We start from the raw sequence: 26,677 nt of genomic DNA, 5'->3' as shown, positions 1-26,677 counted from the left end.
AGGTCGCATCATGGCAGCAGCAACATCCATTAAGCTCGATGATGCGCTCAAGGGGCGCGTCCAGCACCTCGCCGATGCGCGGCAGCTCAGCGCACATTGGATCATGCGGGAAGCGATCGCACTGTATGTCGACCGCGAGGAGAAGCGCGAAGCATTCCGGCAGGAAGCCATTCGTGCATGGGACGAGTACCAGCAGACGGGTTTGCATCTGACGCTTGAGGAAGCCGACGCCCGGTTGGCGAAGCTCGAGGCTAGAGGCGATCCTGAGCCTCCTAAGTGCCACGTCTGATCTGGACGCCGAATGCGCTGGCCGATGTTCAGCGTCTCTATCGCTGGCTCTCTCCCGAAGACGCCGAAGCCGCGACCCGCGCGGTTGCGGCGATCTGCGCCGGGGTCAGGATCCGAGCGGCTTCGCCGCGTATCGGTCGTCCGGTGGAGGATATGGACCCCGAATATCGGGAAAAACTCATCGACTTTGGCAACGGCTGCCATCTCGTCCTCGATCGTTCGCCGCCCCACAAATCCTGGATTATCTGCAGGGGCGAGGCTGACAGCTCAGGGGTCGCGATATTGCCCAGGAACCGGGTGCGCACTTCATGGAATGGCACCGGGCATGCGTACTTTTCGATCAACGCCTTCACGGCTGCATCGTTCGCAACCTTGGCCTTCTGCTTCATGCCCACTCCGCATATCTCAAACCGATACCCTCGATAGTCTTGCAGACCAGGGGACGACAAGGCTCGGATTGCATTCCAACACTATGGAGCACGGAAACCCTGACAGAAATCGCCGACACCTGCATCGAACTGTACCTCAACAGCTTTATGCGCAGGAGGCATCGCGACGGCAGATGAAGTCCCCGTCTCGAACGACGTCCAACTCCGCTCCCCTCCTGGCAAATCAGGCAAGCCGATAATCGATGAAAAGGCAACGGCCGCACTTGGCGAGGTCTATTACCAGAAGGTAGACAGCAGCGAGCGATTGCGGGAAATGTGTCGCCAGAAAGAATGGTCGCGGGTTCAAGTCATTGACCCCGCACTTCCTTCATTCGAGTATGGCCGCGGCGCGCCCTGCTTCCTGATGCCCTTCGCCGGATCGATCCCGCCTTTGAGGGCAGCACCGTACAACCCCAAAGCGCGCCTGTTGGCGAAGGAGCGCCCTTTTTCAGGCGCTCGCTTCCCAGCCTTCATCGCCGTCGCTGGAGGGAGCCGGTTCAGTCGCTTGATCGGCCAAGGCTGCCGGCCTGGGCGCAGGCGCCGCCACGACCTTCGCATGCATATCCTCCAGACGCAGATCCGCATGATCGGCGCTCTCGCCGGCACTCGATACAGTAGCAAGATAACGACCGGCGGCGGTTTCCTGATCGAAATAGGCGTACTCGCTTGAGGTGCTGTCCGCCTCGGTCTCCAGCTGCCCCGCCGCAATGGCGTCGAAGGCACCGCACTCGTCAAGGCGCGACCATGAGAATTCATGCGCCAGACCCTCGAAGCAGTTCTGGCTGAAAATCTTCGCACCGGGCAGTTGCTGTGCTGCGTAAACGGCCTTGAAGTCCTTTGCCGCAGCACGAACGCTGGTCATTTCGAGAGGCTCGACAACCGCGTGGGCGACACTCGCGATCGCCTTGCTGGATTCCGAGGTAAAACTGGCTGCCGCCACCTGCTGGTCGCTGTTCGGGGTGCCGGAATATTGGGCAATAACGAACAACACCGCGCCGACGACTGCGACAATTCCCCAGCCCGACAGGCCGCCTTTCGGGTTCGATGTATTTGCCCCTGACATTCTGGATCTCTATCAGCCCCCACTGGATGGTTGCTATCGGCCTTGGCGCCATCGGATGCAAGTGCCATGTCCGACATCTGTGTCTTGGCACTTGCACCCCAGCGGGAATTTTCTAATAGTCCGGCAGTAACAGGGGGCAATCCGATGAATAGCGTATGGTGCCGGCCACGTGCGGACGACACGACGGCTCTGCCGGTCGTTCGATCGATTATTGCCCGATTTCATCCGGAACTGCAGGCACACATCCATGACGGCGGCCTGATACTGGCCAGTGATACCGTCAACGAGCAAGAGCTGCGCCGAACCTTTCTGGCCGCGAGCCTCACAGCCCGCCTGTCCGCGAACAGCAGCGCTCTTCGCACCTTAGTCTGGAACCGCCTCCTGCGATGAAGGTCTCGTGCAGAACAGCGCAGCCGATGAAGGTTCGCGCCTTGGATGAAGGCAGCCTGTTCGTGAACGATGATCTGCCTTCGGAAATTTACCCCGCGATTGCGCCTGAGAAAGGAGGTTCGAGGCAATGGAGTGGAAGTTGGTTCGCGAGGACAACGGCAGCATCGCGGTGAGGAAGGGTGACCTCGATAGCAAGTTTGCAGCGATGACCTGGGCGCGGGAATGGCTCGGGAACAATGCCGATCACGACCGCTATCGGCTTCAGCCCGAGGGAGACGATAGAGAGATGTTAATGATCCGCACCATTACCGGACAATGGTATGGGATGTTTGTTGGTGCCGAAGCAGGCGCCACTTAACTGGCCGCGCCTTGCAGCGCCATTCCATCGATGGCTTCACAACCATGGGCTGCTGGTACTTCAGAGTCAGCAGCTTCACTCAACACTGGTGCCGGGATCAAGTTTAACATCTGCGCCCAAAACGTGCTGAGGTAGGGCTCTGAGCGGAAACCGACGCCGGAACGCCTGCGCGCGGATGCTGCGGTTCGCCAACCGGCATGGCGCGCCGCGTCGCGTCTCGCCGTCAGGGGTACATTTACTCCCTTCAACGGGATGACGACGGAGAAGCAGATGAACCGGCGTCGATACGGCATGAGGCCGCCCGCAAGCGGGCGGCCTCAAGCTGTCATGCGATGCTGTGCTTGAGCGCGCTCATTTTATCGTGGCCTTCCCTGACCGAAACGAAAGCCTTTTCCACTACCGAACGTGAAGACGAATCCAGGTCTGTGTCGCGCAAGGCGTCTTCGAACTTGGCCTTGATGTGGTCTTCACCACGCTCGACTTCCTGAATGATCGCTTTGTCTTCCTTGCCGGTAATTGCCTGCTTCAGATCCATGAAGGTCCGGTGAGCGGCGGCCAGAAGGCTGCTATCGTCTTCCGGGGTTCCGCCCAGTCGGCGAACTTCAGCCTGCAGGTCGGTCGCCGCCGCACTACGGTCACGCGCGAACTCCGCGAACATTGTAGCGAACTGGGTGCTGTACGCATCCTTGGCAGCGTCCTCATAGCCCTTCATGCTATCAAGGGTCGTCTTGATCAGGCTGTTAAGCGTGGAGATCGTGCTATCCGTGGTCATGATGTTCTCCTTGTGGGGGAAATGGTTTAACCAGCTGCGGGCGAACTTGATCCGTTCGGGCCGAAACATCGTGCTGCCCTCGTTTCGATGACCGAAAGGTTGGCGGGACGGCCGCGTTTGCCCGGTGTCCTCCGTGAACGTGGGTCACGGCGTCAGTCACCTTCCATAAGAGCAGCCGCCAGCACGGCGTCATGAACCTGCTACGTCCTCGTCGATCCGCCGGTCGCAATTTTGCCATCCCACGGGGTTGTTCTACACCTTGCCTTTGGATTGACCCGTTCGTGCCGTCGCAGCGCAATTCGCAAGTTACGACCTGCTTTGGGGCCACGCTTAAGCTCGGGACACCATGGTTATCGACGCTGTTCGTCGCGCGAGGACGCACAATGGCTGGCCTGTACGCACGACGTGAGGGTGCCCGGAAAAAGGCTTCGCGTTTCACCCCAGCACGAGCCGGAGTAAATGCTGCCGCGACTACAAAGAATGGAACGATGGTCCAAGGCCATGAAACCTAGCCGCGAGCGCCCTGTGGTCACCGGCACGATGGCAATTTGCATGTCACACTGCGGGCGTCGGCGCTGTTGCCAGACGCCGCCCATAAGGATCATCTTTGTCTCTCACGGACGAAGCGGCAGACTGACCCCGCCCACCAGCCCGCGACCGTGCGCAACGCTTCAGGCATCCGCCTTTGCCCGGCCCTATCGACAAAGGACACGCCTGTTGTCGGTGGAAAGTGCGGATAGGCGTGATTTCCATGGCCTGGACACGCCATTATGTAATCTTATTTCGTTTGAAATGCTGTTCACGCATGATAAGAGCGCGCCGCTTCAAGCGGGGGGATTACCCGTCGAAGATCTGGGCACAGCGCGTGACTCGCTTGCCTTTACACCTTGCGGCGAGATCTCCTGTCCCGTGATCTCGCCGCACTTCCTGATTTTCGATCACGGGCCAGATTACCTACATGTGCCATTAACCATTGTACGATAGGGCAGACCCATGCCCTTTGCCTCGAACGAAGACGTTCCAGTCGCCTACGCCGGCTCACCGTTGGAGCGTGCGTTTGAATGGACATCGGCCTTGCGGGCCTCGCAGGCATCGTTACTCCTCGCCTTGCTCTGGGCTGGCGTTCTTGGGCTCGATGCCAGCACTGGCCGCCTGGTCTCCGTCAGCAGCTTGTATCTGCTGCCCTTGTGCTTCACCACATGGTGCCTGGGCCGGGTAGCAGGTCTTGTGTCGGGCGGCGCCGGTGTGATCCTTACTCTCCTCATAAACGGTTTTGGGGACGGACTTTCCGCCCAGGCGTCGAGCATTCCGCTGACGGTCGCAGCGTGGAATGCGGGCATGCGCATTTTCGCAGTAGTCTTCGTCATCTTGTTCGTCGGGGCATTTCGGCGAACCTTCGACCGGGAACGGGCGGTTGCACGCGTCGATTCTTTGACTGGACTGGGAAACCGGCGCTCGTTCGTGATAGAAAGCCGACGGCTGAGCCGCGAGCGAAATCCCGACAACCCGGTCCTTCTGTGCGGGCTGATCGACATCGACAACTTCAAGCAGGTCAATGACCTCCACGGACATGCTGCTGGGGACGAAGCGCTACGGGTCGCAGCAGGCGCTCTTCGCGCAGCCGCTCGACAGGACGACGCCCTGGCCCGAATAGGCGGTGACGAGTTTGCTTTCTGCCTGCTCGTTTTCAACGAGCATGTAGCGAAGATGAAATGTCAGGAGATTCATGAATCTGTCTCAGCCGCACTGACAAAGCAGCAATCGAAGGCAACCTGCAACCTTGGTGCTTCCGCTCAAAACACCCTCGGTGCGGCGTTCTGTGTCGCTGACGATGCGCTCTATGCGGCAAAGTCTGCCGGCAAGGGGACGTGGCGCTTTCAGGTCTAGTCCGGCCTCCCCTTCCAGCGCGCGGGTGCGAATGCTGCCCCGTCACCGCAACGGCGTGCCACCGCGCAGGGCCACAGGCACCTCGTTATTTCAACGCACCGCGGGCACCGAGGAGCCTGAGTTCACGAAGCCGCAGTGCATATTGGTCAGGGCATCCACCAGCCGGTATGTACCGCCGGTTGGCGGATGACTTGCGTCGGCGCGAGGATGGGCCGGAGGTCCGAGGTTGCCTTCCGGCCCATCGCTCGCTTACGCTGCGCTCGCCATTTCCGGGGTTCCGATCCGTAGAGGTCGCGCGTCCAACAGACGATCTGATCGCCGACGGCAGCGTGGAGAGCCTTTAACCGCCGGATTTCGGAGTGGTCAGTGCAACCCCTTGCCGCGGCTTCAGCAAGAGCGAGCTCCAGACGCTTCCGCTCCTTGCGGAACAAGTCGAACAGCTTCTCTGCCATGGTCACACCTTTCGGTCGGCTTGCCGCCGAACCACCGCGCCCACTGACTTGTGTCGGGATTGCCTTTGCGCCTGCCTGGGAGGTAGCCGGTCGCTTTCCAAGGAAGCATCTGACGCCCAGGCCTGCAGAATGGCGCGTTTGACCTCATGTTCGAACTGGGGGTGCGCAACCGGGTCAAGCGGGTGATGAAATTTGGAGAGGGACATTGCGTTGCCTCCTTTCTTCCAACTCTCCTCGAACGGCAAATGAGTCGCCGCGTCGGAATAATTGCGGAAGTTGCCATCCTTTTCAAGGTGCTAGCTTTCCGCTCAGCGCTAATCTGACACAGTCAGCCAGATGCGGAGCAAACGAACCTGGCTGCTCGAATGACGGTGTGCGGCGAGAGCGCTCGCGCGAAAGTCACTGCGCGCGATGGAAACGATAGAGACGCGAGGAGATAAGGTCCGCCCTGTGTTCACGCTCCTCCGTAACAAGGCAGCCGACAAGCGCTCCAAGGGAGCAATCGAGGTCCTGGGGGCTACCGCTGATATCACGGACATGGCCACCGGTGCTGGATGGACTGGCGTCGCCAACGCAGGATGCATGCTTGGCGCTGATCTCCAGCAACAGGCAGAGACTTAGTCTGGCGCGAACAATCGCTCAGGGCGCTGACGGCATGTTTTGCCGGCCTTCCTGGCCGACAGTTTCAGACAGTCATCGGCATAGGATCCGATTGTGGGCCGGCGCAGGCCCTGATGGCGGCCGAAGCCCTTGCCGGCGTACGATCCCCTATGGTTCAATATCCCTGCGCCCGCTGAGGGGCGGCCCAAGGCGAAAGGCCAAGCGACATGACGGAAGCCTCTTCACTCTCGCAAACGGAACAGGCGCTCGTTCGGGCCCTGGCGGTGCGATCCTGATGGTCGCCACCCTGCTCCAGAGAGAAGGCCTGCTGTGGATGAAGGAACTCGGTGGCGAGCTTGGCATCTATGGGGTGATCAGCGCGAAAACCAGCAGGGAAGAAGGCCTCATTCTGGCCGTCTGGTCCGGGATGCTGTCAGGCATGGCGGGTGACCTGCCGAAGTTTCACACGCACTGATCCCCTGCAGGCCCCTGACTATGATCGCCTACGAGAAGCGGTTCTGGGTATTGGCCGCGATGCTCGCGGCTCTGGCTGGTTTCGTTGACGCAATTGGTTTCATCAGCCTTGGCGGCTTTTTCGTTTCATTCATGAGCGGCAATTCGACGCGCGTGGCGGTCGGGCTGGTTCGGGATATCCCGGCCGCACTCGTTGCGGGATCTGTGGTCCTGTGGTTCGTCTTCGGCGTGATTGCCGGAAGCTGCGTCGCTTCCCGCGCCACCCGACATCGTAAACCCGCCGTGCTGGCGTTCGTGACCGGGCTTCTTACCGCCGCCGCATTGTTGAGCGGGGTGACTTCTCACCTGCCGGTAGCGATGGTTCTGGCGGCGGCCATGGGCGCGGTGAATGCCGTGTTCCAGCGCAACGGCGAAGTGTCGATCGGGGTGACCTACATGACCGGCGCCCTGGTCAAGCTGGGACAGCATTTGGCGTCGGCTCTCATGGGCGGCCCTAGGTGGAATTGGGTGCCCTATCTGATCTTGTGGGCGTCCCTGGTCTGCGGGGCTTCCTTGGGTGCCTTCATCTTCATCCGGGCCGGCAACGTCGCGATCTGGATGGCCGTCTTCGCAGCTGGATCAATGGCGCTGTACGCGGCAATCGCGGGACCATCGAAGCGAGCGCCATAGGGCTGCCGGGCTGCGCGTGACCACCCCGCGGGCTCAGTAGGCATCCTCGGGGAATTTGAGGCATTCCGCCATTCGCTCGAGGATCGGAGCATACTTGGCTGCAAGGCTTTCGGGGTAGCGAAACCGCATCGCTATCAGCCGGTCGCCGACCCTGACGGCCTTTGTGTAGAGGGCCTGGTCCACCCGCGTCCCGGATACGACAAACCAGTTCTCTCCGCGCGCGACCAAGGCGACATGGGTAAGTCTTTCCTGCTCTATACGGAGCGGCTCAGCCAGCGTTTCGCGGGTGTAGTCGATACTCCCCGCAATCAGTTGTGCGCTGTCGTTCGATTCCAGCGCGATCGCGTGACCCGCGTCCGATACCCTGCGCTGCTGGAAAACGTTGGTCGGGTAGCAGATCGAAAATGGGAACGGTTTACTCTCCCAGACCGTCCATTCGTCAGCTTTTGCGGAGGCTATCGGAGGACCAGAGTTTAGTGCCAGCACCACCAAAAACATCGCGCTGAACAGGGTCTTCACAGTTCGATCTCCCGTATCCGGACAAAGCGTTCGAGGCATCTCGCCCGGTCGCCGATCATAGCTGCTTTGGCGTCGGCCCACATTGGTACGAACAGTGTTCGGCTACTCTGGATGGCGTTACAAGGCACCGCGGAGGGAATGATTTCACAAAGGGACGGCCAGTTCCGCGGTCAACCCATCTCGCCTCCAGCGCATGTCCAATGTACCGCCGCGCGTATGCATGGCCCGTTGCATGATCTGCATGCCCTGGCCGCCAGCCCGCTCGGTGCATTGCACCACCTTCCTGGACTTTTCTGTCCATAGCAGCGTGAAACCACGTCCAGTGCGTCTGCCGGTTATGACAATGCTCCCGCCCGATCCGAGCGCGCCGTGCTTGGTGGAATTTACGCCCAGTTCTCCAAGCACCAGTGCGATCGCATTGGCCCATTCGAGGCCAACCGTGGCGGCGGGCAGTCGCTCGATGGTAATGGAACATTCGGGATTTCCGAATGGCGAAAGGACTGCCGGGATCAGATCATCGACATGGCGCGGGGCGTCCATGTTGGCAAAGAGCGTCTTCGCTCTGCCCATGGCTGCGAAAATGAGCGACATCTGTTCCGCGAAGGCGACGCGGTTGTCGTCGCCACGGGCATAATGGTTCATGACAGCGCACATAACCGAGAAGGCGTTAGAGAGGCGATGGCGAAGCTCGTCTGCCGTGACGATCGCCGTGTCCAAACGCTGCTGGTTCTCTGTCACATCACGCGAAATCGCCATATATCCGGCGTGCTGCCCGCTCTCGTTAAGGACAGCGGATACCGTCACGTCCCACCAGCGAGGACTACCCTTCATCGTCGGGCAAAACGCACGAAAGCGCACGATTTCGCCCGCGCAGGCTTCGAGATAGGCATTTATGATTTGGGCCTTGCTTGCCTCTGGCCAGAGATCCGCCCATTGCTTGCCCCGAACCAGATCGAAGTCGTCGATTTCCATCGAGCACAGGCCGTTGGCGTTCATGTAATGAACGTCACCGCCCAACCCGACCAGCTTTACGCAATCGACGCTCTGGTCGAGCACGCTGGCGAGCGAGACGGAAGACAGCGATGCAGGAGAAAATTCGGGAAGAGTTGCCATGAAATCCATCATTCAAAGGTGCGAACGCGCCCCCATCCAACTCTACCGCCACCAAACGGTTGCGGGCGGTGCGGACGTCAAGAGCCATAAACAACGTCTTTTTGCCAGCGAAATATAGTTCATTTCGCACGGCTTTATGCTGAGAAGCGTCCTCGTCGCAGCCCGACCGAACATGGAGTCGCCATCTCCGGCAGTCGGATAGTTCAGAACGTTCGATGCCAACACGTCACCGCAGGCCCAAGCGCGCCGCTCCCATCGCCGAAACGGGCTATTCGTCTTGCTGCCAACAACCGGGGAACCATCGAAATCCTGGGCGACGCCGTGGCGGCGGATGTGATCGAGTGGCTTGATGACGAAGCGCTTTCGCCTGAGTGACATGCTCAAGAACAGTCGGAACGGCAACTCAGCCTGTACTGAAAGGGCGCGAGTGGGTATGAATTATCATTCCGGTAAGGTTTCGCCCCGAGGATAGGCCTGCAATTTTTGGAGCCTTCAGTGCGTCGCCGTCACTCTCCACCCGTCGATGATAGACGGATCGTCCGCCAATCGGTCGATTATCGCTTTCTCGCCGAGCATACGAAGTTCGGCGAGATCGATATGCATATGGCGAACATATCACCGCACGGGTTCATGGTGGATCAGGAACTCGACTTGATGCCCGGTGAACGGTTGACGATCAGGCTGCCAGCGATTGGCCGGATCGAGGCCCACGTCGTTTGGCGCCATGGTGGCAGGGCTGGATTTCAATTTGAACGGCTGATTGCGCCCAGTGACTTCGCGGACCTTATCGCCACGCTCGGTGCTGAGAAGCCCGGCTCGCCTTAGTCCCGCGCCGTCACGGAATCTGTTGCCCGATCCGTTGCCGGGACGTAAAAATGCGCTGTCCTCTTACCGGGACAGTCTAGCGACCTACCTGCCCTGGCAAGGCGACCTTGCCGGGGCATTTTCTCGCAGCGGTCGCAACGTGGCATGCATTGCGTGGTCTGCGTTTACCCCAGGTTTGACGCGTTCCAGCGGGGCTGCCGAGCCCTCCAACTGAGAAACGCGAGCCGTGGGGTCGATGCCTGGCCACCAATTTTCGAGGTGTGGTCGTCCGGTGGCGACGCCATAAAAAGTGCCTCGGCGATCACATCGCCAAGGCACGTCTAAGTTGAGCTACAGGTGCTGCGACTTTACATCTCCGACGCCGTACTTTCAAGGTTTGCAAGGAGCTGCGCCTGGGTTGCCGGAGCAGGTTTAGCACCATATTCTCCCCCGAGCGGTAATGACCGTGAAACCATTGTATGGGAGGTGATTCCTGCCGGGCGCGATAACAGAAAGCTCCGAGGGTCAAGCGTGCGTCTATCTGTTCGGTTTTGCCTGTTTGACAGGCACTCGCCAATTCGGTCCGGGGTCACCTGGGATGGACTGAACTATGTCGGCACCTGTCGCCATTGCGGCACCGCAATCCGTCGAAAATCACATCGCGTGTGGGCTCGTGACTGGATGGAGGGTGGCGCCATCAAACCTCCATGAGCATGGACATACGCAGGTAAGTGCCGTGGATAAGGCCGGATTGAAACATACACATGGCCATCGCCGCCAGGGCGATCGAGGGTGGTCATGACGCGATCCCCGGTAAAGCGGCCCAGAATGGTCTTATAAATCCGCGAAAAGTCGGAGGCAGCGATGCCCGTCCACTCATGGGCTTCAAGCACTGCCAGCCAATCTGGCTCTCGATGCCGCCAGACTGTGAATGTAACGGGTGACGCGAACGGCGATAGCCAGCAGTCATCAAGCCAGCCCCGGCAGGTGAGCCGAAAGGCGACCTAAATGCGGCGAGCAAGGCCTTTCCAAGGGCTCGTCAGGAACCGCGACGGACACCTGATGTTCAAAATGGCGATCCGGTCAGCAATCAGAGGAGATGATCGTGTTTCGCAAAACCGTTCTGCTCGACGGTGGTCCCTCCACGGGATGAGTGTGGTTTGGGATGGGGGCAGTGAGCTGCGAATGGTCAAGTGTTTGAACGGCTTCGCGCCGTGGCCGCGCAACGCCGCCCCGCCATTGGTTGCGAGTGAACGTTACCGCGCATTGATCGACTCGCCTTCGATCTTCGTTTGGGCGGATGGAGCCGACACAACTGCGCGAAAGTGCCTTGCGCGGGACAATGCGGGGCCGGAGTCACGCCCGTCCCAGGTGGATGGGTCCGCATGCTGCCACGGCGCGGTGTGCCTTTCCCCATCGTTGATGGGCACCCGTCCCAGGTCAGCATAGTCTCTCCGCCATATCTGCACCAAGGGCGGCGGCGGGCGGCACTGGCCTTGTCCGGTCCGTGGCCGTGACATAATTCAGGACGTGGAACTCCAGCTGCGCTCAGGTCTTCTGAGCGCAGCCAATCGCGCTGCCGTGAAACAGAGAGGTCGTATTGTTGGGGCGTAACAGGCAGTACCCGATCAAAGGACGGTTCCTTGTCGCGGCAATCGCCGCCATGGGTTCTGTAATCAGAGGTATGGAAATTCATTCGGGTCGGGACCGTTAAGCCGGTGCCATGCATCCAGAAGCGAGCGGCGGTCTCGCCGGTGCTGGATTCTGGTGGTGATTATTGCGGAGCGATGGGACTTCTCCCGTGGCCAGGAAGACGGCAGGCGAAGCCCAGACCCGGCTATCGGAGGATAACGCGCCGTGTCAAATCCGGAACGCGGACGTTGTCGCAGGGGCTGCAGAGCGACATCTCGAGGACATCGCGCTGGGCGCGATACCAGTCACTGGCTTCGACCTTGTAGGTCTCGGCCGCATAAGCGTCGCCACCGCTCGAAAATTCGACGTCGACGGTGAAGCTGTGCAGTTCGGTCTGAGCGGAAACGTGCATGATATGATCCTTTCGAAACGAAAAGGGCGGCTCCGACCTGGGCCGAAGCCGCCTCGCAGTGGTCAGGACTGGGAAGCCGGAACCCGGCCGGACTGGGGAACACATTCCCCCCGAGGACCGGGAGCGGCATTTCGTTCGTGAAGTCGCCTCAGTTCGCCCTGGCGAACAGCTTGCGTGCTTTGCCTTCGATCTCGAGGCGCGTGTCCTGATTGGACTTCGCGCGCGCATAAGCCGTGATACCCTGCACAAAGTCGAACAGGCTTGTGGGCGGATGGCCTTCCTCGGCGATCACCGACTGGATGATCTTCGCAGTGTCGGACTTCGAGAAGCCGTTCTTGCGCAGGAAATTCTCGCGGTCTTCACCGGTGCGCGCGACGATGCGGCCGCGTGCTGTCTTGATGCCTTCGATGAAGCTCAAGGCCGAGCTGTCGGCGAAGGTCTCGAGGGCGGGTGCGGCTTCATGGGCGAAACGGTTGGCCGCGAACTTGGAATGCCGGATCGAGATCTCCTCGAAATTTTCGACGCCCCATAGGTTGCGATTCATACAGACAGCACGCAGGTAAAAAGTCGCGATTCCCAGTGTCTTGGAGCCGACTTCCGAGTTCCAACAATAGAAGCCTCTGAAGAAGAGATCGGGCTCGCCATTGGGCAATTTTCCGGCTTCGATCGGATGTGTATCGTCGACCAGAAACAGGAAAACATCGCGATCCGACGCGTAGAGCGTGGTCGTCTCGCGTGTGACGTCGACATAGGGGTTGTAGTGCATGGAGCCCCAGTCAAGGATGCCAGGTACCTTCCACCGCGTATCCGACACCCCGTTGCCGGCAATCTTCATGACGGCCGCGACCAGTTCATGGTCCCAGATGCGCCCGTAATCCGGACCGGTGACGGCCCGCAGCTCGGCGCGGCCCTCATGGGTCTTGAGCAGTTTCACCTGTTCACCCCGATGACTGAGCAGGCCGTGCTGGAGATTGATCCCGGCAAGAGCTGCGGGGAGATTACGCAGGTAGGAGGCGGGCGCGCCAACCAGGCTTGAGAGCTGACCAAAGGACCAGTTGGTCGGTGAGATCGGTTCCGCCTCGCCCGGAACGATCAGGCTCAGGCGCTCGGCATCTTCCATGCTCGCCGCGACACGCACGTCGCGGCTTTCGACCACACGGGTGCGGGCGCGATCGGCGCGGCGGCGAACACTGTCGTAAAGATCATCGAGCGACAGGAACTTCTCGTCATCGGGGCGCGAAAACCACTCGGACGAAACCCGCCCGATGTTGCGACCCCGGGAGATATCGACCTTGTACGCGCCGGAAACTCGAGGCGCTTCAATCTGCTGGGCAAGCGTTGCCATGGGAGGATCTCCTTGATGGAAAGGACCGATCCCCTTCGGACCGGCCAACCCATCCCCCCTTCCCTCCACCCGTTTTGCTGGTGGAAAGAATAGGGTCTCGCGCGGCGTCCCAATCAAGCGCAGATCAATGGAACGTAACGAGCTGACTCCGCGAGGCTTCTTCGTGCTATACGTTTATTGTTTCTTGTACGGCCGCGAGCTTCGCCAGTATGTCATCGAAGGGCGGCAGTCTTTCGTCGAACATCATGAGCGCCATGGCGCGGTAATCCGTGCGTAGATCCTTCACGAGCGCCTCGTTCGGGAGGAGCTGGAGTTGCGGCAGACGAAAAGGGCGGTGGCGCAAGGCCAGGCCCTTGGAAAGTGCAGTGGGAGAACAAACTGATCAGGCGTTGCCGCCGATGACAGTCCGCAATGGAGACGTGCGATCGAAGGCCCATAGGTCCGGGGTCGCCGCGCATGGCCGCGACCCCGAACTCATTACCGGCGATCAGGCGGCGTCGGGCAGCTGGTCGTCGGTCGGACCCTGTTCCTCGTCGTTCACCGCCGACGGCTCGACTTCTACGACCTCGATCGGCACCGCGGCGTAGCGCATGACACTCGGAACCCAGGCGAGAGCCGCATCCCGGATCCCCGCCTCGATCGGAACGGTCCCCGCGAAGATCTTTTCCGCCGAGGTCGCGAGATCGTGCTTTTTCGATGCGCCGTAGCGGCTCGACAACTCCTGCCCACCGATCTCGTCGAGATGGGCGAGGATCGCAACCTTGGTGCTCAGGCGGTCGAAATAGTTGTTCGCGGTCGGGCGCCACCAGGCCGCGACGTCGATGTCGAGCTTGGTGCCAAGATGATTGATGAAGGTCACCGCCTTGCTGTCCGCGGTGACCGCATGCAACGTTCGGGCAACTGCCCAGGCGAGCCAGGCCGCACGCGCCTCATCGGGAAGGACGCAGAAGGCATCGTAGCGCTGACAGGCATTGCCCGCCTCGGTCCAGCTGCGATCGAGCGCCTCGTCGATCTTGCCCCATTCCTCGGCCGCCAGCGTACCGCTTTGAAAGCCGGTGAGAGATGAGCAGGGCGTGTCGGCCTTCAGCTCGGTCGCGAGCTCATAGGTGCCGGACGGCCGGGTCGCCATGTCGACCATCCAGAAGGTCCCCAGGTCGAGGGCGAAGCGCGGATCGCTGGCGATATGGACACGCAGCAACTCACTCTTCATCTCGGCCAGCTCCTGCGACAGGCGCTGGCTGTAGGCGGGCTTGCCCGACGCATTGACGACCCCGGTTTCGACCGCATCAACATCCCTGCCTTCCTCGGCGCTGTCTTTGTCGGCTTCGTCCTCGACCGGCGCGATGTAGAGTTGCTCGTGGAGGCGGGGCTCTCCGTCATGACCGATGACGATATAGGCGAGCGCCCCGGCCTTCTGCTCGTCGGTCAGGATCGGCGTCTGATTTTCGATCGAACGATATTCCGCCTCGAGCAACTCGACCCGGTTCGCCAGGTCTGCCTGGCCCGCTCCATCGGCCTCGTCCCATCCCTCATTGGCCGCTTCGATTTCGACCTCGAGTTGTTCCAGGCGCGTCTGCTGCTCGGCGGTCAGCTCGGGCGTCTCGCCCTTGAGCGGACGCAGATCCCAGGTGTCATTGTAGGTGACATGTGTCGCAGGAATGATCCGGACTTCCGCCAGCCCCTCACGTTCGCGCAGCTGTTCGGCTGCAACCGCTAGCTTGTCCGCGACAAGACGATTGAGGAGGTAACCATCGATCCAGCGCTCGGTGGCCGAGTCGGAGAAGAGATCGAGATCGACCCGGCCGCCAGCCTCGATGTAAGCGTCGCGTCCGACCAGCAGCGCCTTGGGATCGCTGCCGATATAAGTATCTTCGGCGAGCTGACGTTTGATCTCATTGACGTTGGTCCGGTAATAGCCGTCCTTCAGCAAATCGAACACTTCCGACTGCCGGGCGCGGTCGCTGTTGCTGGCATAGGCCACGGCCACGTTCAGCGTGATCTCACCGTTGCGCAGCGCCTCGAAGACCGGATCGGCCAGATCAGCGAGGCGAAGCCGGCTGCGAACGAAACGTTCGGTGAGGCCGAAACGCTTGGCCACGTCCTCAGGCGTCTTGCCTTCGCTTTCGATGATGTCCTGGAAGGCCCGGCAGGTGTCGGCCGGGTTCATCGTGAGACTGAAGAAATTCTCCTCGAGGCTGGTCTCGATCGCGTCCCTGGCGTTGCCGAGCACCAGCACCGGAAGCTGGTAGTCGGCATCGAACACGGCCTTCTCGATCAGACGATGGACGGCATCGAGGCGGCGGCCGCCCGCAATGATACGGTAGTGCCCTTTCTTGCGCGAAACGGGCACGCCGATCAGGTTCTGGCGCAGGCCCTTCGCGGCGATGTTCGCTTCGAGCTGGGCATCGGCCACCGGATCGCTGACAGTGCGCACGTTGCTCAGCGACTTGGCGAGGTTCGCCGCCGAAACGAGGATGGGAAGTTTGGTCATGTGGGTAATCTCCTGGCGGGGACAGCCTGACCGTCAGGCCCCTGGCCGCCACCACTTCCCCACTCTCTCCCCTCCAACGCGAAGCACGTCGTTCCAGTCCTTGAAAAGCCCAGGCGGGAAAGCGGTCTCGATCGTGAGGCCCGGTCTCCGGTGGGATTGCACTGCGTTCATACTGCCGAGCACACCGGCTCGATCGTTGTCGGGAAACAGGACGAGGCGGGTCACGGGTGAGGGGATCGTGACTTGATGAAGGCGTTCGCTGCCAAGTGTCGCCCATACCGGGATGCCGAACAGCATCATGGCCGACAGGGCGGTCTCGATACCTTCGGCAAGACCCAGCTCCGAGGTGGCCTCGGCCAGGATCACAGCCGCATTTGCGGGGCGCCCCAGGGTCATGCGCGGATCCGGGAGATCCCGTGCTCGCCGCGCGTCCTCCCGATCGAAAAAGGTTCGCTGGATTGCGTGGAAGCGCCTGCCGCCTGACGCATCGGCGCACAACGCGGCTATCATCGCCGGACGATATTCGAGTGCGGAGCCGTTTCCGATAGGCGTGCGAGGATGGAAACGCAGCGCTTGGGGCAGGATCGTGATGTGGCGCCGCCGAAGGTAGAACTGCGCGGGCGTTCCGAAAATCTCCGTCGCCTCCTGCCACAACGCCAGGGCACGCCGGCGGCGCCACAATTCGGTGCTCATCCACTCGCGGCGCGTGGTATGGTACTCGCAGCGGAAGAGCGCTTCCCCGGTTAACGATCGCACCGCTTTCATCACATCACGCGTGTCGCAGCCGGCGAAACATTTGAAGAGCAAGGCTCGCTCACCGACCCGGACCGAGAGGCTGGGTCGCCGATCGTCGTGGGCGGGGCACAAGCACAGGCCTTTTCCGGATTGCCACGTTCCGCCAAGGCGCTTCACGATATCGGCACCGAGGGCATCGAGGTCGGGATTAATAAAAGAGTAGCGGAGGGACATGGGAAAGCTCCTGCCCAGAAAAGTGCCGATCCAACGTGTCGAAGCGGCAGTCCGTTGGCGCTTGAAGGTATGGGATATCGAGGATGACCCTCACTGCGGCGACACCGACAGTCGCACACGCGGGCAGCACAAAAGGGTAGTCACCAGGGGCCCTTCGCCATCCCTGCCGTCAACGGTTCGCCGCATGTTCACGAACCATGGTACCGGTTCGTCCCGATGCGTGAGGGTGGATACTGGACGGCCGTAGGCGGGAGCACGACCCTGCTGGCCATCAAGGGGACCCAGTGTGCTGTCGTTCAGTCCCCGGTTTCGCTGTCAACGCAATCAAGGGCGACCAGCGCAAGGGAGAATTCGCGCACCACGTCGCAAACGGGAATCCCGAAGCGCTTGGCAATCATTTCGAAAGTGAGGTCGTCAAGACAGTGCGCGACGAAGATAGCGCGGGTGATCGGTGGCAGACTGTCCAAGGTGTCTTGCATGCGCGCAATATGTTTTGCCGTGGGGCCACCGCCAGCATGTTGACCATTACCCGATCGGTGACCCGCCCCATCCGCCCCGGCCAGCCAATCTTCCAACGGGGGCACGGCGCCGATGCGCCATTGCTGCGGCGCTTTGCGTTCGGATTTAGGGGTTGCGAATGGGCGGGCTGAAGGTTTCCTCTGCGCAGGCAGCGCGGCCCTGGCATATGATCGCATGATATTTCGTCGCCCCCGACGAATGATATCCAGAAGGCGTCGCGAACGTCTGGCGAGCGCGCGAACGTATGTGCGTAGTATATGGTCATGCTCGGTTGTCATGGGTGTGCTCCGGAACAGTATTCCTGCCCGTTCCTCCCCCACTCCCCTCCTTCGCCACGCTCCTTCGAGAGGTATGGTTTCCTGGTAAGTAGGGATAATTGAGCTACACCGTCAGGTATTTACCTCCGCCGGATTATGGAGTTACGTTCGCACGATAAATTGTGTGATCGGGAGAGAAGATCGAGTTGACCTGCAACCTGCGGCTGGCCGGGGCGGACAGGTCCTACGCAGGAGAACGTAGTGGACGAGCACGCGATGACCTGGGTCCGAGAAAATGAGGCGCTGCTGCGGCGCCTCACTCCCCGCCAGCGAGACTGCCTGCGACTGGTCGCGCAAGGCTATCGAACCAAGGAGATCGCAATCAAGCTGGGTATCTCCGTCGGCGTAGCGTACAAACATATCTCCTCTGCTTGCCAGACGCTTGGTGTGCCCGCCCGGGGACAGGCGGCTCGCTATCTCGCACTTTGGGAGCAGCAACTTTCCGAGGATGAAGCGGGTAAGAAATTATCCCCCCAGTTTCTGGGTGTTTCCGATCGGGCTGATCTTCCCTCAGGTGTGACCGTCACCAATGACGCGGATGCACCTGCAATCCAGTTCGCAGAGCAGCAGCAAGATCACTCCATTGCCGCAGCTGTTCAAGGTTTGATGGACCTCGTGCCGATGCGTATTCGCGGGAGATCGCAGAATGACCTGACGTCCGTCCATACCATGATCGTCATAGGCGCTATGACCCTCGGAACTATTGTCGGGGTCGGATCCGCCGCATCGCTGCTCACGGGACTGACCAGTCTGCTGCGTCCCTGAGCACCTTTTTCATCCAATCGCATTCGCCCGTCTCCCGAAGGAGCGGAAAAGGAGAAACCATGCGTGCTCAACGCCAAGCCATTGCCCGTACGGTAGCCGAGCGACTATTCGCCGCCGAAGATGCCCTTGATCTCGCAGTGGCCCGTATTGCCGAGTTAAACGCCGCGCTGCCTTTGGCCCGGCTTGATGGCAGGATATCGGCGATCGTCGGTCAGGATGCCATTCTAAGTTCTGCATCTGCCTTGATGCTGGTCGCGGAAACGCGCAGCAAGATCGTCGCAGCCCATGCGAACCTCAAGCACGCCAGCGATGAGATCGGATTGCCACCGACCAGCTATGGCGATCTCATCAAACCGAACTCGGCCGAGTTGCCACAGCTGCACGTAGTCTGAAACGCAGGGCGGGCCGCGCTGCCGCCCGCCCTATTCCTGGGGGTTCGTGACAAGACATCTCCTGTTTTTTGGGCTGCTCACACTCAGCACATTTTATGCGCTGACCCGCGGCGGCAGGCCGGAGCAGATTGGCGCTCTCACCCTCTTTGCTGCCGCGTGGACCAGCGCTCTGATGGTGAATCCCGCGGGATCACGGTTCTATCAGGTCGAGACCGGCATCCTCGTGACCGACGTTGCTATATGGGGTATCTTCCTATGGCTTTCCATCCGAAGCACCCGCTTCTGGCCGCTTTGGATCACGGCGCTTCTTGGAGCAGAAGTGCTGGTTCACATTGGCGTTCTTTTCGCGCCCCGCTCGGACTGGGCCGCCTACATGACAGCTGCAGCGATGTGGAGTTGGGCCGCGCAGGTTTTTCTGCTCGTGGCAACCTGGCGCCACCGCAGACGGGTGGCTCTGGGCGGGGCCGACGCATCCTGGAAGACCTGATCGCCGTCACTCGCCCCCAAGATGCCGGTTTCCTGTCTTCACAGCTGCTGAGCAGGTTCGGTTCGCTGAAAAGTGTGCCGGCCGCGCGGGGCCGCAACCGCACAATGATCCTGGATGATGCCAAGATCGTCGAAGAGACGTTACAGCGGGTCGAGGCAGCCGTTCGGCACCTGCTGCGAGACCAGATTTCAGGCTGCCCCCGCGGCCGGGTCACACCCACGCGGTGAATTACTCGCGCGGTGTGCTCGCATTTGATCCCGTCGATCAGTTCCGGATACTTTTCCTCAATGCACGCAGCGGCCTCGTTGCGGACGGGCTAATAGCCATCGGCACGGTTTCGGCAGCGCACGCCTATCCACGCGAGATCCTGAAAGGATGTTTTGAGCTGGAAGCGACCGCCATCATCCTGGGGCACAACCGCTTGTCGGGAAATCCGGCCCCCTCGCAGTTCGATCGAGACATCACGCGTCGCGCAGGCGGCAAGTCCTCCCCACATTATGATTCACGACTACTTTATCGTCGCGCGGGGCGGCGGGGTGAGTTTGCGGCGCGTCGGATATCTGAAATGAGCGGGCCGCTCTTCTCGCCCCCGGCGGCTTCTTGTCGCAACGCGTGCACTTGGCACTTGCAGTCTGTGCGCCCCGGGCAACGCCTGCCACGCATCGGGACAGTGGCGAGGAAATGATGGAAGCGGCTGTTCTGGCGACCGGGGCCACGCGGGATGACCGCCTCTCTCCACAAGCGCGCGCAGCTATCTGCCGTTTAGTGCTGCAGTTCGAGGAAGAAGCCCGCAAGCGCATGGGTCCGGTCCTTTCAGCGAAACCCTACTTCTATTCCCTCTTCAGCATCTACCTTGCCGAACTGGAGGGACGGAAGCTCTTCCAGGCCTGCCTGACGGTTGACGAGATCGCCTCCAAGGCACATCGCCGCGCCGGGCGGCTGGAAGAATTGGGCGCCATCAGAAGAACTGGAGATACGCTCGATCACCGACGTACTGATCTCAGTCTGACACCCCTTATGCGTGATGCCATCGCGCCGTTGATCGATCGGATGGCGGCAGACAGCATGCAGATCGCGAGCTTTTTGCAGGGCAGCAGCGGGGCATCGAGCGCCTTGATACCCAAATGCCGCGCGTGGTATCGGTTCCGCGATGCTACGGAATTTGGACCGAGTGACATGACGATAGTACGGGGCAAGGTCATCGCGGGCGGACGCATTGCGTTGCCTGCAGAGATGCGGCGTGCGCTCGGCCTTGAAAACGGCGATACCGTGCTTTTCGAGCTTCAGGGCGATGAAGTCAGGATCAGACCCGCCAAATCCGCATTGCGACGGGTTCAGGAGCGGCTGCGCTTGTTTGCTCCCGGCGACGGGCTGGTATCGCAGGAATTAATTGCAGAGCGCCGGGCCGAAGCTGCGCGTGCCTGAGCTGTTGACTACGCCGACGCCTGAGCCGGTATATGTGCTGGATGCCTCGGCGCTGCTTTGCCTCCTGTTTGGCGAGCCAGGCTGTGAGCAGGTCGAGGAACGACTGGGCGGCGCCTTGGTGTCAGCGGTAAGCTATCATGAGGTCCTGGCAAAGCTGATCGATCGTGGCGTCGAGGCAGATGAGGCCCGATTATTGCTCGGCGAACTCGATATCGACATCGTAGCGGCTGATCGGGAGCAGGCCGATACAGGAGCCATGCTGCGCGGCGCTACACGCGGAATTGCCCTATCGCTCGGCGATCGGTCGTGCCTCGCCTTGGCACTCGCCCGCAGAGCAGTTGCGGTCACGGTTGACAGGTCCTGGGCTTCCCTTGGAATCGGCATCGAGATCGAGGCGGTGCCGTGACAGCGCGTGCGAACCTGTTCGCCTCGAGCCGCAGTACCGGGGCGGGCCGCATCTTTAGACAGCATGCATTTCCGTTCTCAGGCTACTGCCCGCCCAGGCAGCGGCTTATCGTCAGGATCGCAGAATAGCACCTGGGCTTTGCCCCGCGCCTTCGACTGGTAAAGTGCCGCGTCAGCGCATTCGATCAGCGTTTCCAGCTCAATGCCGCACTCTGGTACCATCGCAACCCCGATGCTTGCTGTGACCCGCATGGACGCTCCCTCAATCTCATAGGCTTCGCTGATCTGCCTGATGATGCGGCGTCCCAAAAGCTCGGCCTGATCGCGGTGCCGGACATCGGACTGGATGACGAGGAACTCATCACCGCCAAGTCGGCACGCCAGATCGGAGGTCCGGACGGTTGACAGCAGGCGCTGGGCCACTTCAACCAGCAGCTTGTCGCCGGCGGGATGCCCATAACGATCATTGATCGCCTTGAAGCCATCCAGATCGAGGTAATGCACGGCCAGTTGGCTTTGCGACCGCCGGGAAAAATTGAAGAGCTCGTGAAAGGCTTCCCGAATCAGGAGCCGATTTGGCAGGCCGGTAAGAGGATCATATTTCGCGAGCTTTGCCATATCCTGCTTGGTGGATAGATGCTCGACCGCCGCCGCATAGAGGTGCGCGGCAGACTGCAGACTCATGAGCCCGACAGCGACCAGCAGAAAAGCTTCAAGCAGGAAGAATTCGGAATGGAGCCGCTCGGCATGATCGCTGGCGGCGTGGACCAGCATGGCGGTCACCGTCGGTAGCACCGCGATTGTGACGCTCACCATGCAAAGACGCAATCTCGAGGAGGTCCGCGAGACGATCCCCGCTCCGAACGTGAAGACAAGACTAATCGTCGCAAGGTGGATCAGGGGGCATGGGCGGTCAGCCCCCGAACGTTGAGAACCGCCAGCAGAATTGCGAAAAGGTACGTCAGCAGCTCATAGGCGGACTCCCAGCGGCGCAGGGCGGCGACCTCCTGGGAAGCACCGCCGGCCCGATGATAGCGATTGATGAGAACGACGCGTGCAGCTGTCACCACGACCGCAGCAACAGTCAAACCGGCTATCACGGTGTCGGGCCATTTCAGGTAGATCAACGAACCGACAACGGCGTAGAGCGCGCCGAACCCAGCGATGGGCACTCGCATGGTGAAGAGGGTCGACACCAGGTCGCGGTAAACTGCGTCCGAGACCGGAACCTTGCCGCGTCCAGACCACGGCATTATACCCCTCCCGTTCGCATCTGCTCTTCTTGTCTTCTCTCCATGGATCAGCATCTCTCGCCGAGAAGTTAAGACAAACCTACCGCTGCGGTGAACCGTTCCGCGTTTGCCAACGATTTCCCAGCGTTGGAGCAGCATCGCTGGCGCCTCCGTGCATAATCCGAGAAGGGTAATCGCACGGGGTGCAGGCGCTTGGCCTAGTAGGCACTCACCTCCGCCCAAGAACCTCTATGATCACTATAACCCACACTCATTTTTAACCGAACGGCTCTATCAGGCCCTGTAGAGTCGCCAAATAGTGATGCCGCCAATGAAATTCAGTCCGCGTAATCAGATCGCGCATGGCTCCGATGCGGTTCTTCAGGCGCAGTACTCTGCTTTGCGGACGCAAATTCCGCTGATGTACGCGCTCATGGCGGTCAACGTGCTCTTCCTGGCGGCCGCGACGTACGGGCAGGTTCCGTTCGCGCATAGCGTCGGGGTGCCGGGTGTGCTTTGCACGTTGATTGGGGTTCGGGCCGCGGCCTGGCTCTTTCGTCGCGGAAGAAATCCCGATCCCGCCAGAATTCGTCGCTACCTAATGGGCACGGTCGCGGCATCGGTACTCCTGAGTTCCGCGTTCGGAGCTTGGGGGTATCTGCTCATGAGCGAAGCCGAGCCTGTCGGTATTCCTTCGATAGCGTTGTTTGTCTTTGTGGGGTCCATCAGCTGTTGCTACTGTCTGCATGCGCTGCCGGTGGCAGGATGGTGCGTCCTCCTCTTCGGCGCTCTGCCCGTCACGGCGCGACTGGTGTTTTCATCCGACACCTATCTTATGGGCATCGGCCTCACGTTCTTTGTAGCGTCCGGCGTCATCCTGCGATCGCTTTCCAAAAGCCACGCCGCCTTCAGGGAAACTCTGCACTCGCGTTCAGAGATGAGTGCCCTCATCGATGCTCTGCAATCCAGTCAGGAACACTACCGGCACTCCGTTGAACTCAACCCGCAGATCCCGTGGATCACAGACAAAACCGGCGCCGTTATCGAACTTAGTCCCCGCTGGACGAAGCTGACCGGTATGAGAAGTGAGGAAGCTCTCGGCTGGGGTTGGACGGCGGCGGTTCACCCTGACGATCTGCCGCACGTCCAGGAAATCTGGGCCGCTGCATTGGAATGCTCGGATGGGCGCGGACATGCCGACGTTCGATATCGCCTTCGGCTTGCCGCTGGCGATTTTCGCTGGTTCCGCGCCCGTGCTCTTCCCCGCCTCGATGCGGACGGTCAGATCCTCTCCTGGTACGGGAACCTTGAAGACATCGACGACCAGGTTGCTGCTGAACAAGCCGTGCAGGCGAGCGAGGAGCGCTACCGCCTGGCCTCCCTTGCCACCAACGATGTGATCTGGGACGTGTCGCTCGGCCATGATCGGATCGAATGGAGCGGCGCTGCGGCAACAGTGCTTGGATATCCCGAAGCGCTGCACAGCACGTCGCGAGGCTGGTTGGTGGAGCGCCTTCACCCCGATGATCGCAAGCGCGTTCTTGGGCAATTTCAGAACCTGGATGCGCCTGACCTCACGCAGTGGACGCAGGAATTCAGGTTCCTGGCCGGTGATGGGGCCTACCTGCATCTGGTTGCCCGTGGTTACGTCGTGCGCGATGCGCATGGTAGGCCCGCTCGGCTCATTGGCTCTCTCCAGGATGTAACGAGCCAAAAGCGCTACGAAGAGAAACTGCGGCAGGCGGCTCACTATGATGCTCTGACAAACCTGCCCAACCGTGTCCTGTTCAGCGAGCGTCTTGAGACGGCGCTTCATGAGGCGCGCCGTAGTGGCGGTCAGGTCCAGTTGATCGTTCTCGACGTTGATCGCTTCAAGGCCACGAACGACACGCTTGGGCATGATGCGGGAGACGCCCTGTTGTGTGAGATCGCTGCCCGGCTCCTCAAAGCCGCCCCAGCCCGCGCAACCGTAGCACGTCTGGGCGGGGACGAATTCGCGATCATTTGCCCAGGCACACAGGACGGCCATTCCGCAGTTACTGCGGTTCAAGAGATGCTTGCGGAAGCGAGCGAGCCGATGACCTTCAACGGTCGCCAGCTCGATGTGAGCCTGAGCGCAGGTTCAGCGACAGCCCTCTGTGATGGCCAAACTCCAGCAGAGCTCCATAAAAACGCCGATCTCGCGTTATACGCTGCCAAGAGCGAGGGCCCTGGTCAGGTCTGTTGGTTCAAGCCCGCACTGAAGATCGCTGCGGAACGTCAGACGCAGATGCTTTATGACGCGCGCGAAGCTCTGCACGATGACCGTATCGTTCCCTTCTATCAACCCAAGGTTTGTCTTCGCTCCGGGGCTTGTCTGGGTTTCGAAGCCCTTCTTCGCTGGCACCACCACGGCGGCCTGCGCTCGCCTGGCGCCATCAGTGCTGCTCTCAACGATACCGACACTTCTTCGAAGCTTACCGATCGCATGATCGAGCGGGTCATCGCCGACTTGCAATTGTGGCAAGACTGCGGCGTACAAGTGGGACGCATCGCTATCAACGGCGCCTCGGGGGATTTTCAACGAGGCGACTTTGCGGATCGGATACTGAACCGCTTAGCACAAGCGGGACTTTCACCAGCCCTCCTCGAGCTGGAGGTGACCGAATCCGTGTTCATGGGGCAACTCACCGAAACGGTTAGCCAGACCCTCGACATCCTGTCCGAGGCCGGCGTGAAGATTGCGCTCGACGACTTCGGAACGGGATATGCCTCTCTCACCCATCTCAAGCAGTTCCCGGTGGACACGCTCAAGATCGATCGCTCGTTCATTTCCCGTCTCGACGCGTGCGACCGCGAAGATACAGCCATTGTCGGCGCGGTCATACATCTGGCCAGGAAGCTGGGCATCACCACCGTCGCGGAAGGTATCGAGACGCCGTTCCAGGCGGCGCACGTCGCGCGGCAGGGGTGCGATATAGCGCAAGGGTTCCTCTTCGGCCGACCCATGGCCGCCGCCCAAGTCAACAATGTCGTATTCAACTGGAGCGCCCCGGCTGCGCTATCCGTCATCGCATCAGGAATGGATGCAGCAAGATGGGGTCCTGTCCTCACCACAGGATAATGGCCGCGCTTATTCCTGAGCCGCCCTTCCTACCGCATCACCACCTCGCCAAAGGTTCAGAGAACATCAATGCCAGTGACGCGTCGCATAAGCGGCTCCTGTCAGCCAAAGTCACGCGACCGGCGAGCGACACGACAACTGCGGATCCGCGCTCGCAGCGCAACCAGGTGAGTCACGGAGGCGGGCAGCTACCAAACGCAAGCTCGCAGTTCATGGAGCACATCGACCTGATCGCAAGTTCGTGCTTCCGGTGCTTTTGTCGCGGATGGTCGCGCCATACCGCCAACACCCGAGCCGCGGCAGAAACATCGGCACCGACATCCTCATACCGGTTACCAATCGGCTGGAACGTCTGAACAGGAAAGTGAAGCGCCGCGCGGAGATACGCTCGACCATCGACGCACTGATCTCAGTCTCACGCCCAGAATGCGCGATGCCGTCGCGCTGTTGATTGATTTGGTGGCGGCAGACAGCCTGAAGGTCGTAAGCTTGTTGCAGGACGGCAGCGGGTACCGAGCGCCTTGATACCCAAATGCCGTGCGTCGTATCAGCCCCACGATGCTACGGGATTTGGACCGAGTGACATGGCGATAGTACGGGGCAAGGTTATCGCGGGCGGACGCATCGCGTTGCCTGCGGAGATTCGGCGAGCGCTCGGCTTTGAAAACGGCGATACCGTGCTTTTCGAGCTTCAGGACGATGAAGTCAGGATCAGACCCGCAAAATCCGCATTGCGACGCGTTCAGGAGCGGTTACGTACGTTTGCTCCCGACGACGGGCTGATATCGCAGGAATTGATTGCAGAGCGCCGGGCCGAAGCCGCGCGTGCCTGAGCTGTTGACTATGCCGACGCCTGAGCCGGTATATGTGATGGATGCCTCGGCGCTGCTCTGCCTGCTGTTTGGCGAGCCGGGCTGTGAGCAGGTGGAGGAGCGCCTAGGCCGTGCCTTAGTGTCAGCGGTAAGCTACCATGAGGTCCTGGCAAAGCTGATCGATCGCGGCGTCGAGGCGGAGGAAGCCCGCTTGCTGCTTGGCGAATTGGATATCCGCATCGTTGCGGCAGATCGTGAGCAGGCTGACATGGGAGCCAAGCTACGTAGCCACACACACGGAAAGGGATTGTCGCTAGGAGATCGGTCCTGCCTCGCCCTGGCGATGGCTCAAGCAGCAGTGGCGGTCACAGCCGATAGCGCGTGGGCTTCTCTTGAGATCGGCATTGAGATCGAGGCGATACGACAGGACGAGAAACAACCGGGGCACTGAATGCATTCCCTGGGCTCACCATTGCATCCGAGACTCGGAGATGCGCCTTTGATCATTGCGCCGACCATTTGGAAACTGCAGGATGCCAGGACGGAGGGCCTGA

General features: G+C 60.6%; 29 protein-coding genes. 17 read left to right on the top strand and 12 right to left on the bottom strand.

Translation table 11 applies throughout. The features are described 5' to 3' along the window. The first annotated feature begins 10 nt into the window (after nucleotides 1-10). Both KZO24_RS29790 and KZO24_RS29785 read left to right on the top strand, forming a co-directional pair. Nucleotides 11-289, top strand: coding sequence for a CopG family ribbon-helix-helix protein (locus KZO24_RS29790; protein ID WP_486487956.1), 279 nt, complete (start codon nucleotides 11-13; stop codon nucleotides 287-289). Then, on the top strand, nucleotides 277-714 hold the full coding sequence (locus KZO24_RS29785) for a type II toxin-antitoxin system RelE/ParE family toxin (RefSeq protein WP_486487955.1): 438 nt from the start codon (nucleotides 277-279) through the stop codon (nucleotides 712-714). Before KZO24_RS29790 ends, KZO24_RS29785 begins: the two co-directional genes overlap by 13 nt. Nucleotides 715-1,164: 450 nt before the next feature. Here KZO24_RS29785 and KZO24_RS29780 read toward each other — a convergent pair whose 3' ends face one another. Then, on the bottom strand, nucleotides 1,165-1,656 hold the full coding sequence (locus KZO24_RS29780) for a hypothetical protein (RefSeq protein WP_486487954.1): 492 nt from the start codon (nucleotides 1,654-1,656) through the stop codon (nucleotides 1,165-1,167). A gap of 189 nt (nucleotides 1,657-1,845) precedes the next feature. On the opposite strand from KZO24_RS29780, the gene KZO24_RS29775 reads away from it, so the two are divergent. Together KZO24_RS29775 and KZO24_RS29770 are read left to right on the top strand one after the other, a co-directional pair. Beyond that, nucleotides 1,846-2,169 carry a hypothetical protein gene (locus tag KZO24_RS29775; protein WP_486487953.1) on the top strand — a complete coding sequence of 108 codons (324 nt, stop codon included), beginning with the start codon at nucleotides 1,846-1,848 and terminating at the stop codon, nucleotides 2,167-2,169. Between the two features lie 127 nt (nucleotides 2,170-2,296). Then, nucleotides 2,297-2,527: a hypothetical protein gene (locus KZO24_RS29770; RefSeq protein WP_486487952.1), complete on the top strand. Its 231-nt coding sequence runs from the start codon at nucleotides 2,297-2,299 to the stop codon at nucleotides 2,525-2,527. 325 nt (nucleotides 2,528-2,852) lie between these two features. Here KZO24_RS29770 and KZO24_RS29765 read toward each other — a convergent pair whose 3' ends face one another. Further along, the gene (locus tag KZO24_RS29765) at nucleotides 2,853-3,299 is read right to left on the bottom strand and encodes a ferritin-like domain-containing protein (RefSeq protein ID WP_486487951.1); all 447 of its coding nucleotides are present in this window, start codon (nucleotides 3,297-3,299) and stop codon (nucleotides 2,853-2,855) included. 993 nt (nucleotides 3,300-4,292) lie between these two features. Here KZO24_RS29765 and KZO24_RS29760 point away from each other — a divergent pair. Further along, the gene (locus tag KZO24_RS29760; protein WP_486487950.1) at nucleotides 4,293-5,186 is read left to right on the top strand and encodes a GGDEF domain-containing protein; all 894 of its coding nucleotides are present in this window, start codon (nucleotides 4,293-4,295) and stop codon (nucleotides 5,184-5,186) included. A gap of 146 nt (nucleotides 5,187-5,332) precedes the next feature. Here KZO24_RS29760 and KZO24_RS29755 read toward each other — a convergent pair whose 3' ends face one another. Then, nucleotides 5,333-5,638: a hypothetical protein gene (locus KZO24_RS29755; protein WP_486487949.1), complete on the bottom strand. Its 306-nt coding sequence runs from the start codon at nucleotides 5,636-5,638 to the stop codon at nucleotides 5,333-5,335. An 895-nt stretch (nucleotides 5,639-6,533) separates the two neighbouring features. Here KZO24_RS29755 and KZO24_RS29750 point away from each other — a divergent pair. Then, nucleotides 6,534-6,713, top strand: a complete 180-nt coding sequence (locus KZO24_RS29750) for a hypothetical protein (RefSeq protein WP_486487948.1) — start codon at nucleotides 6,534-6,536, stop codon at nucleotides 6,711-6,713. Nucleotides 6,714-6,733: 20 nt separating this feature from the next. Further along, complete coding sequence (locus KZO24_RS29745; protein ID WP_486487947.1) at nucleotides 6,734-7,381, top strand: YoaK family protein; 648 nt, start codon at nucleotides 6,734-6,736, stop codon at nucleotides 7,379-7,381. Between the two features lie 33 nt (nucleotides 7,382-7,414). Here KZO24_RS29745 and KZO24_RS29740 read toward each other — a convergent pair whose 3' ends face one another. Beyond that, nucleotides 7,415-7,900, bottom strand: a complete 486-nt coding sequence (locus tag KZO24_RS29740) for a hypothetical protein (RefSeq protein WP_486487946.1) — start codon at nucleotides 7,898-7,900, stop codon at nucleotides 7,415-7,417. A gap of 144 nt (nucleotides 7,901-8,044) precedes the next feature. Beyond that, entirely contained in the window at nucleotides 8,045-9,013 is a 969-nt protein-coding gene (locus KZO24_RS29735) for a PAS domain-containing protein (RefSeq protein ID WP_486487945.1), read from the bottom strand. A gap of 495 nt (nucleotides 9,014-9,508) precedes the next feature. Here KZO24_RS29735 and KZO24_RS29730 point away from each other — a divergent pair, with 495 nt between their 5' ends. Further along, a complete protein-coding gene (locus tag KZO24_RS29730; protein ID WP_486487944.1) occupies nucleotides 9,509-9,838 on the top strand; it encodes a PilZ domain-containing protein in 330 nt (109 codons plus the stop codon). 1,816 nt (nucleotides 9,839-11,654) lie between these two features. Here KZO24_RS29730 and KZO24_RS29725 read toward each other — a convergent pair. From KZO24_RS29725 to KZO24_RS29705, 5 genes are all read right to left on the bottom strand, one after another. Further along, nucleotides 11,655-11,861 (bottom strand): hypothetical protein, encoded by a 207-nt coding sequence (locus tag KZO24_RS29725; protein WP_486487943.1) that lies wholly within the window; start codon nucleotides 11,859-11,861, stop codon nucleotides 11,655-11,657. Nucleotides 11,862-12,009: 148 nt separating this feature from the next. Further along, nucleotides 12,010-13,206 carry a DUF932 domain-containing protein gene (locus KZO24_RS29720; RefSeq protein WP_486487942.1) on the bottom strand — a complete coding sequence of 399 codons (1,197 nt, stop codon included), beginning with the start codon at nucleotides 13,204-13,206 and terminating at the stop codon, nucleotides 12,010-12,012. 487 nt (nucleotides 13,207-13,693) lie between these two features. Further along, nucleotides 13,694-15,697 carry a ParB/RepB/Spo0J family partition protein gene (locus tag KZO24_RS29715; protein WP_486487941.1) on the bottom strand — a complete coding sequence of 668 codons (2,004 nt, stop codon included), beginning with the start codon at nucleotides 15,695-15,697 and terminating at the stop codon, nucleotides 13,694-13,696. Between the two features lie 33 nt (nucleotides 15,698-15,730). Continuing rightward, nucleotides 15,731-16,666, bottom strand: a complete 936-nt coding sequence (locus KZO24_RS29710) for a DUF7146 domain-containing protein (RefSeq protein WP_486487940.1) — start codon at nucleotides 16,664-16,666, stop codon at nucleotides 15,731-15,733. A gap of 296 nt (nucleotides 16,667-16,962) precedes the next feature. Further along, the gene (locus tag KZO24_RS29705; RefSeq protein ID WP_486487939.1) at nucleotides 16,963-17,241 is read right to left on the bottom strand and encodes a sigma factor-like helix-turn-helix DNA-binding protein; all 279 of its coding nucleotides are present in this window, start codon (nucleotides 17,239-17,241) and stop codon (nucleotides 16,963-16,965) included. 462 nt (nucleotides 17,242-17,703) lie between these two features. On the opposite strand from KZO24_RS29705, the gene KZO24_RS29700 reads away from it, so the two are divergent. The 6 genes from KZO24_RS29700 (at nucleotide 17,704) to KZO24_RS29675 (ending at nucleotide 20,977) form a co-directional block, all read left to right on the top strand. After that, nucleotides 17,704-18,267 (top strand): response regulator transcription factor, encoded by a 564-nt coding sequence (locus tag KZO24_RS29700; protein WP_486487938.1) that lies wholly within the window; start codon nucleotides 17,704-17,706, stop codon nucleotides 18,265-18,267. A 59-nt stretch (nucleotides 18,268-18,326) separates the two neighbouring features. Next, the gene (locus tag KZO24_RS29695; protein ID WP_486487937.1) at nucleotides 18,327-18,659 is read left to right on the top strand and encodes a hypothetical protein; all 333 of its coding nucleotides are present in this window, start codon (nucleotides 18,327-18,329) and stop codon (nucleotides 18,657-18,659) included. 46 nt (nucleotides 18,660-18,705) lie between these two features. Further along, nucleotides 18,706-19,146, top strand: a complete 441-nt coding sequence (locus tag KZO24_RS29690; protein WP_486487936.1) for a hypothetical protein — start codon at nucleotides 18,706-18,708, stop codon at nucleotides 19,144-19,146. Nucleotides 19,147-19,369: 223 nt separating this feature from the next. Next, on the top strand, nucleotides 19,370-19,831 hold the full coding sequence (locus KZO24_RS29685) for a JAB domain-containing protein (RefSeq protein WP_486487935.1): 462 nt from the start codon (nucleotides 19,370-19,372) through the stop codon (nucleotides 19,829-19,831). Next, nucleotides 19,828-20,571 carry an AbrB/MazE/SpoVT family DNA-binding domain-containing protein gene (locus KZO24_RS29680; RefSeq protein WP_486487934.1) on the top strand — a complete coding sequence of 248 codons (744 nt, stop codon included), beginning with the start codon at nucleotides 19,828-19,830 and terminating at the stop codon, nucleotides 20,569-20,571. The genes KZO24_RS29685 and KZO24_RS29680 overlap by 4 nt, the downstream gene beginning before the upstream one ends. Further along, nucleotides 20,564-20,977, top strand: coding sequence for a type II toxin-antitoxin system VapC family toxin (locus KZO24_RS29675; protein WP_486487933.1), 414 nt, complete (start codon nucleotides 20,564-20,566; stop codon nucleotides 20,975-20,977). The genes KZO24_RS29680 and KZO24_RS29675 overlap by 8 nt, the downstream gene beginning before the upstream one ends. Before the next feature lie 77 nt (nucleotides 20,978-21,054). Here the strand turns inward: KZO24_RS29675 and KZO24_RS29670 are convergent, their stop codons facing one another. Further along, on the bottom strand, nucleotides 21,055-21,750 hold the full coding sequence (locus KZO24_RS29670; protein ID WP_486488448.1) for a diguanylate cyclase domain-containing protein: 696 nt from the start codon (nucleotides 21,748-21,750) through the stop codon (nucleotides 21,055-21,057). Nucleotides 21,751-21,872: 122 nt separating this feature from the next. Next, entirely contained in the window at nucleotides 21,873-22,229 is a 357-nt protein-coding gene (locus KZO24_RS29665) for a hypothetical protein (protein WP_486487932.1), read from the bottom strand. Nucleotides 22,230-22,539: 310 nt separating this feature from the next. Here KZO24_RS29665 and KZO24_RS29660 point away from each other — a divergent pair, with 310 nt between their 5' ends. The 3 genes from KZO24_RS29660 (at nucleotide 22,540) to KZO24_RS29650 (ending at nucleotide 26,574) form a co-directional block, all read left to right on the top strand. Next, complete coding sequence (locus KZO24_RS29660; protein ID WP_486487931.1) at nucleotides 22,540-25,311, top strand: putative bifunctional diguanylate cyclase/phosphodiesterase; 2,772 nt, start codon at nucleotides 22,540-22,542, stop codon at nucleotides 25,309-25,311. Nucleotides 25,312-25,895: 584 nt separating this feature from the next. Continuing rightward, nucleotides 25,896-26,144, top strand: coding sequence for an AbrB/MazE/SpoVT family DNA-binding domain-containing protein (locus KZO24_RS29655; RefSeq protein WP_486487930.1), 249 nt, complete (start codon nucleotides 25,896-25,898; stop codon nucleotides 26,142-26,144). Beyond that, complete coding sequence (locus tag KZO24_RS29650; protein ID WP_486487929.1) at nucleotides 26,137-26,574, top strand: type II toxin-antitoxin system VapC family toxin; 438 nt, start codon at nucleotides 26,137-26,139, stop codon at nucleotides 26,572-26,574. The genes KZO24_RS29655 and KZO24_RS29650 overlap by 8 nt, the downstream gene beginning before the upstream one ends. Nucleotides 26,575-26,677 lie beyond the last annotated feature (103 nt).

It is taken from the genome of Novosphingobium sp. NFX11 (genome assembly GCF_057376415.1).
Note: the sequence above shows the minus strand (reverse complement) of the source record. Positions and strands in the feature narration are given on the sequence as shown.

Coding starts and splice junctions, on each gene's coding strand:
- KZO24_RS29750 (WP_486487948.1), top strand. CDS start 6,534: ATGGTCGCCACCCTGCTCCAGAGAGAAGGCCTGCTGTGGATGAAGGAA.
- KZO24_RS29660 (WP_486487931.1), top strand. CDS start 22,540: ATGAAATTCAGTCCGCGTAATCAGATCGCGCATGGCTCCGATGCGGTT.
- KZO24_RS29695 (WP_486487937.1), top strand. CDS start 18,327: ATGCGTGCTCAACGCCAAGCCATTGCCCGTACGGTAGCCGAGCGACTA.
- KZO24_RS29735 (WP_486487945.1), bottom strand. CDS start 9,013: ATGGCAACTCTTCCCGAATTTTCTCCTGCATCGCTGTCTTCCGTCTCG.
- KZO24_RS29755 (WP_486487949.1), bottom strand. CDS start 5,638: ATGGCAGAGAAGCTGTTCGACTTGTTCCGCAAGGAGCGGAAGCGTCTG.
- KZO24_RS29715 (WP_486487941.1), bottom strand. CDS start 15,697: ATGACCAAACTTCCCATCCTCGTTTCGGCGGCGAACCTCGCCAAGTCG.
- KZO24_RS29710 (WP_486487940.1), bottom strand. CDS start 16,666: ATGTCCCTCCGCTACTCTTTTATTAATCCCGACCTCGATGCCCTCGGT.
- KZO24_RS29770 (WP_486487952.1), top strand. CDS start 2,297: ATGGAGTGGAAGTTGGTTCGCGAGGACAACGGCAGCATCGCGGTGAGG.
- KZO24_RS29760 (WP_486487950.1), top strand. CDS start 4,293: ATGCCCTTTGCCTCGAACGAAGACGTTCCAGTCGCCTACGCCGGCTCA.
- KZO24_RS29665 (WP_486487932.1), bottom strand. CDS start 22,229: ATGCCGTGGTCTGGACGCGGCAAGGTTCCGGTCTCGGACGCAGTTTAC.
- KZO24_RS29720 (WP_486487942.1), bottom strand. CDS start 13,206: ATGGCAACGCTTGCCCAGCAGATTGAAGCGCCTCGAGTTTCCGGCGCG.
- KZO24_RS29655 (WP_486487930.1), top strand. CDS start 25,896: ATGGCGATAGTACGGGGCAAGGTTATCGCGGGCGGACGCATCGCGTTG.
- KZO24_RS29725 (WP_486487943.1), bottom strand. CDS start 11,861: ATGCACGTTTCCGCTCAGACCGAACTGCACAGCTTCACCGTCGACGTC.
- KZO24_RS29680 (WP_486487934.1), top strand. CDS start 19,828: ATGATGGAAGCGGCTGTTCTGGCGACCGGGGCCACGCGGGATGACCGC.
- KZO24_RS29790 (WP_486487956.1), top strand. CDS start 11: ATGGCAGCAGCAACATCCATTAAGCTCGATGATGCGCTCAAGGGGCGC.
- KZO24_RS29765 (WP_486487951.1), bottom strand. CDS start 3,299: ATGACCACGGATAGCACGATCTCCACGCTTAACAGCCTGATCAAGACG.
- KZO24_RS29670 (WP_486488448.1), bottom strand. CDS start 21,750: ATGCTGGTCCACGCCGCCAGCGATCATGCCGAGCGGCTCCATTCCGAA.
- KZO24_RS29745 (WP_486487947.1), top strand. CDS start 6,734: ATGATCGCCTACGAGAAGCGGTTCTGGGTATTGGCCGCGATGCTCGCG.
- KZO24_RS29775 (WP_486487953.1), top strand. CDS start 1,846: ATGTCCGACATCTGTGTCTTGGCACTTGCACCCCAGCGGGAATTTTCT.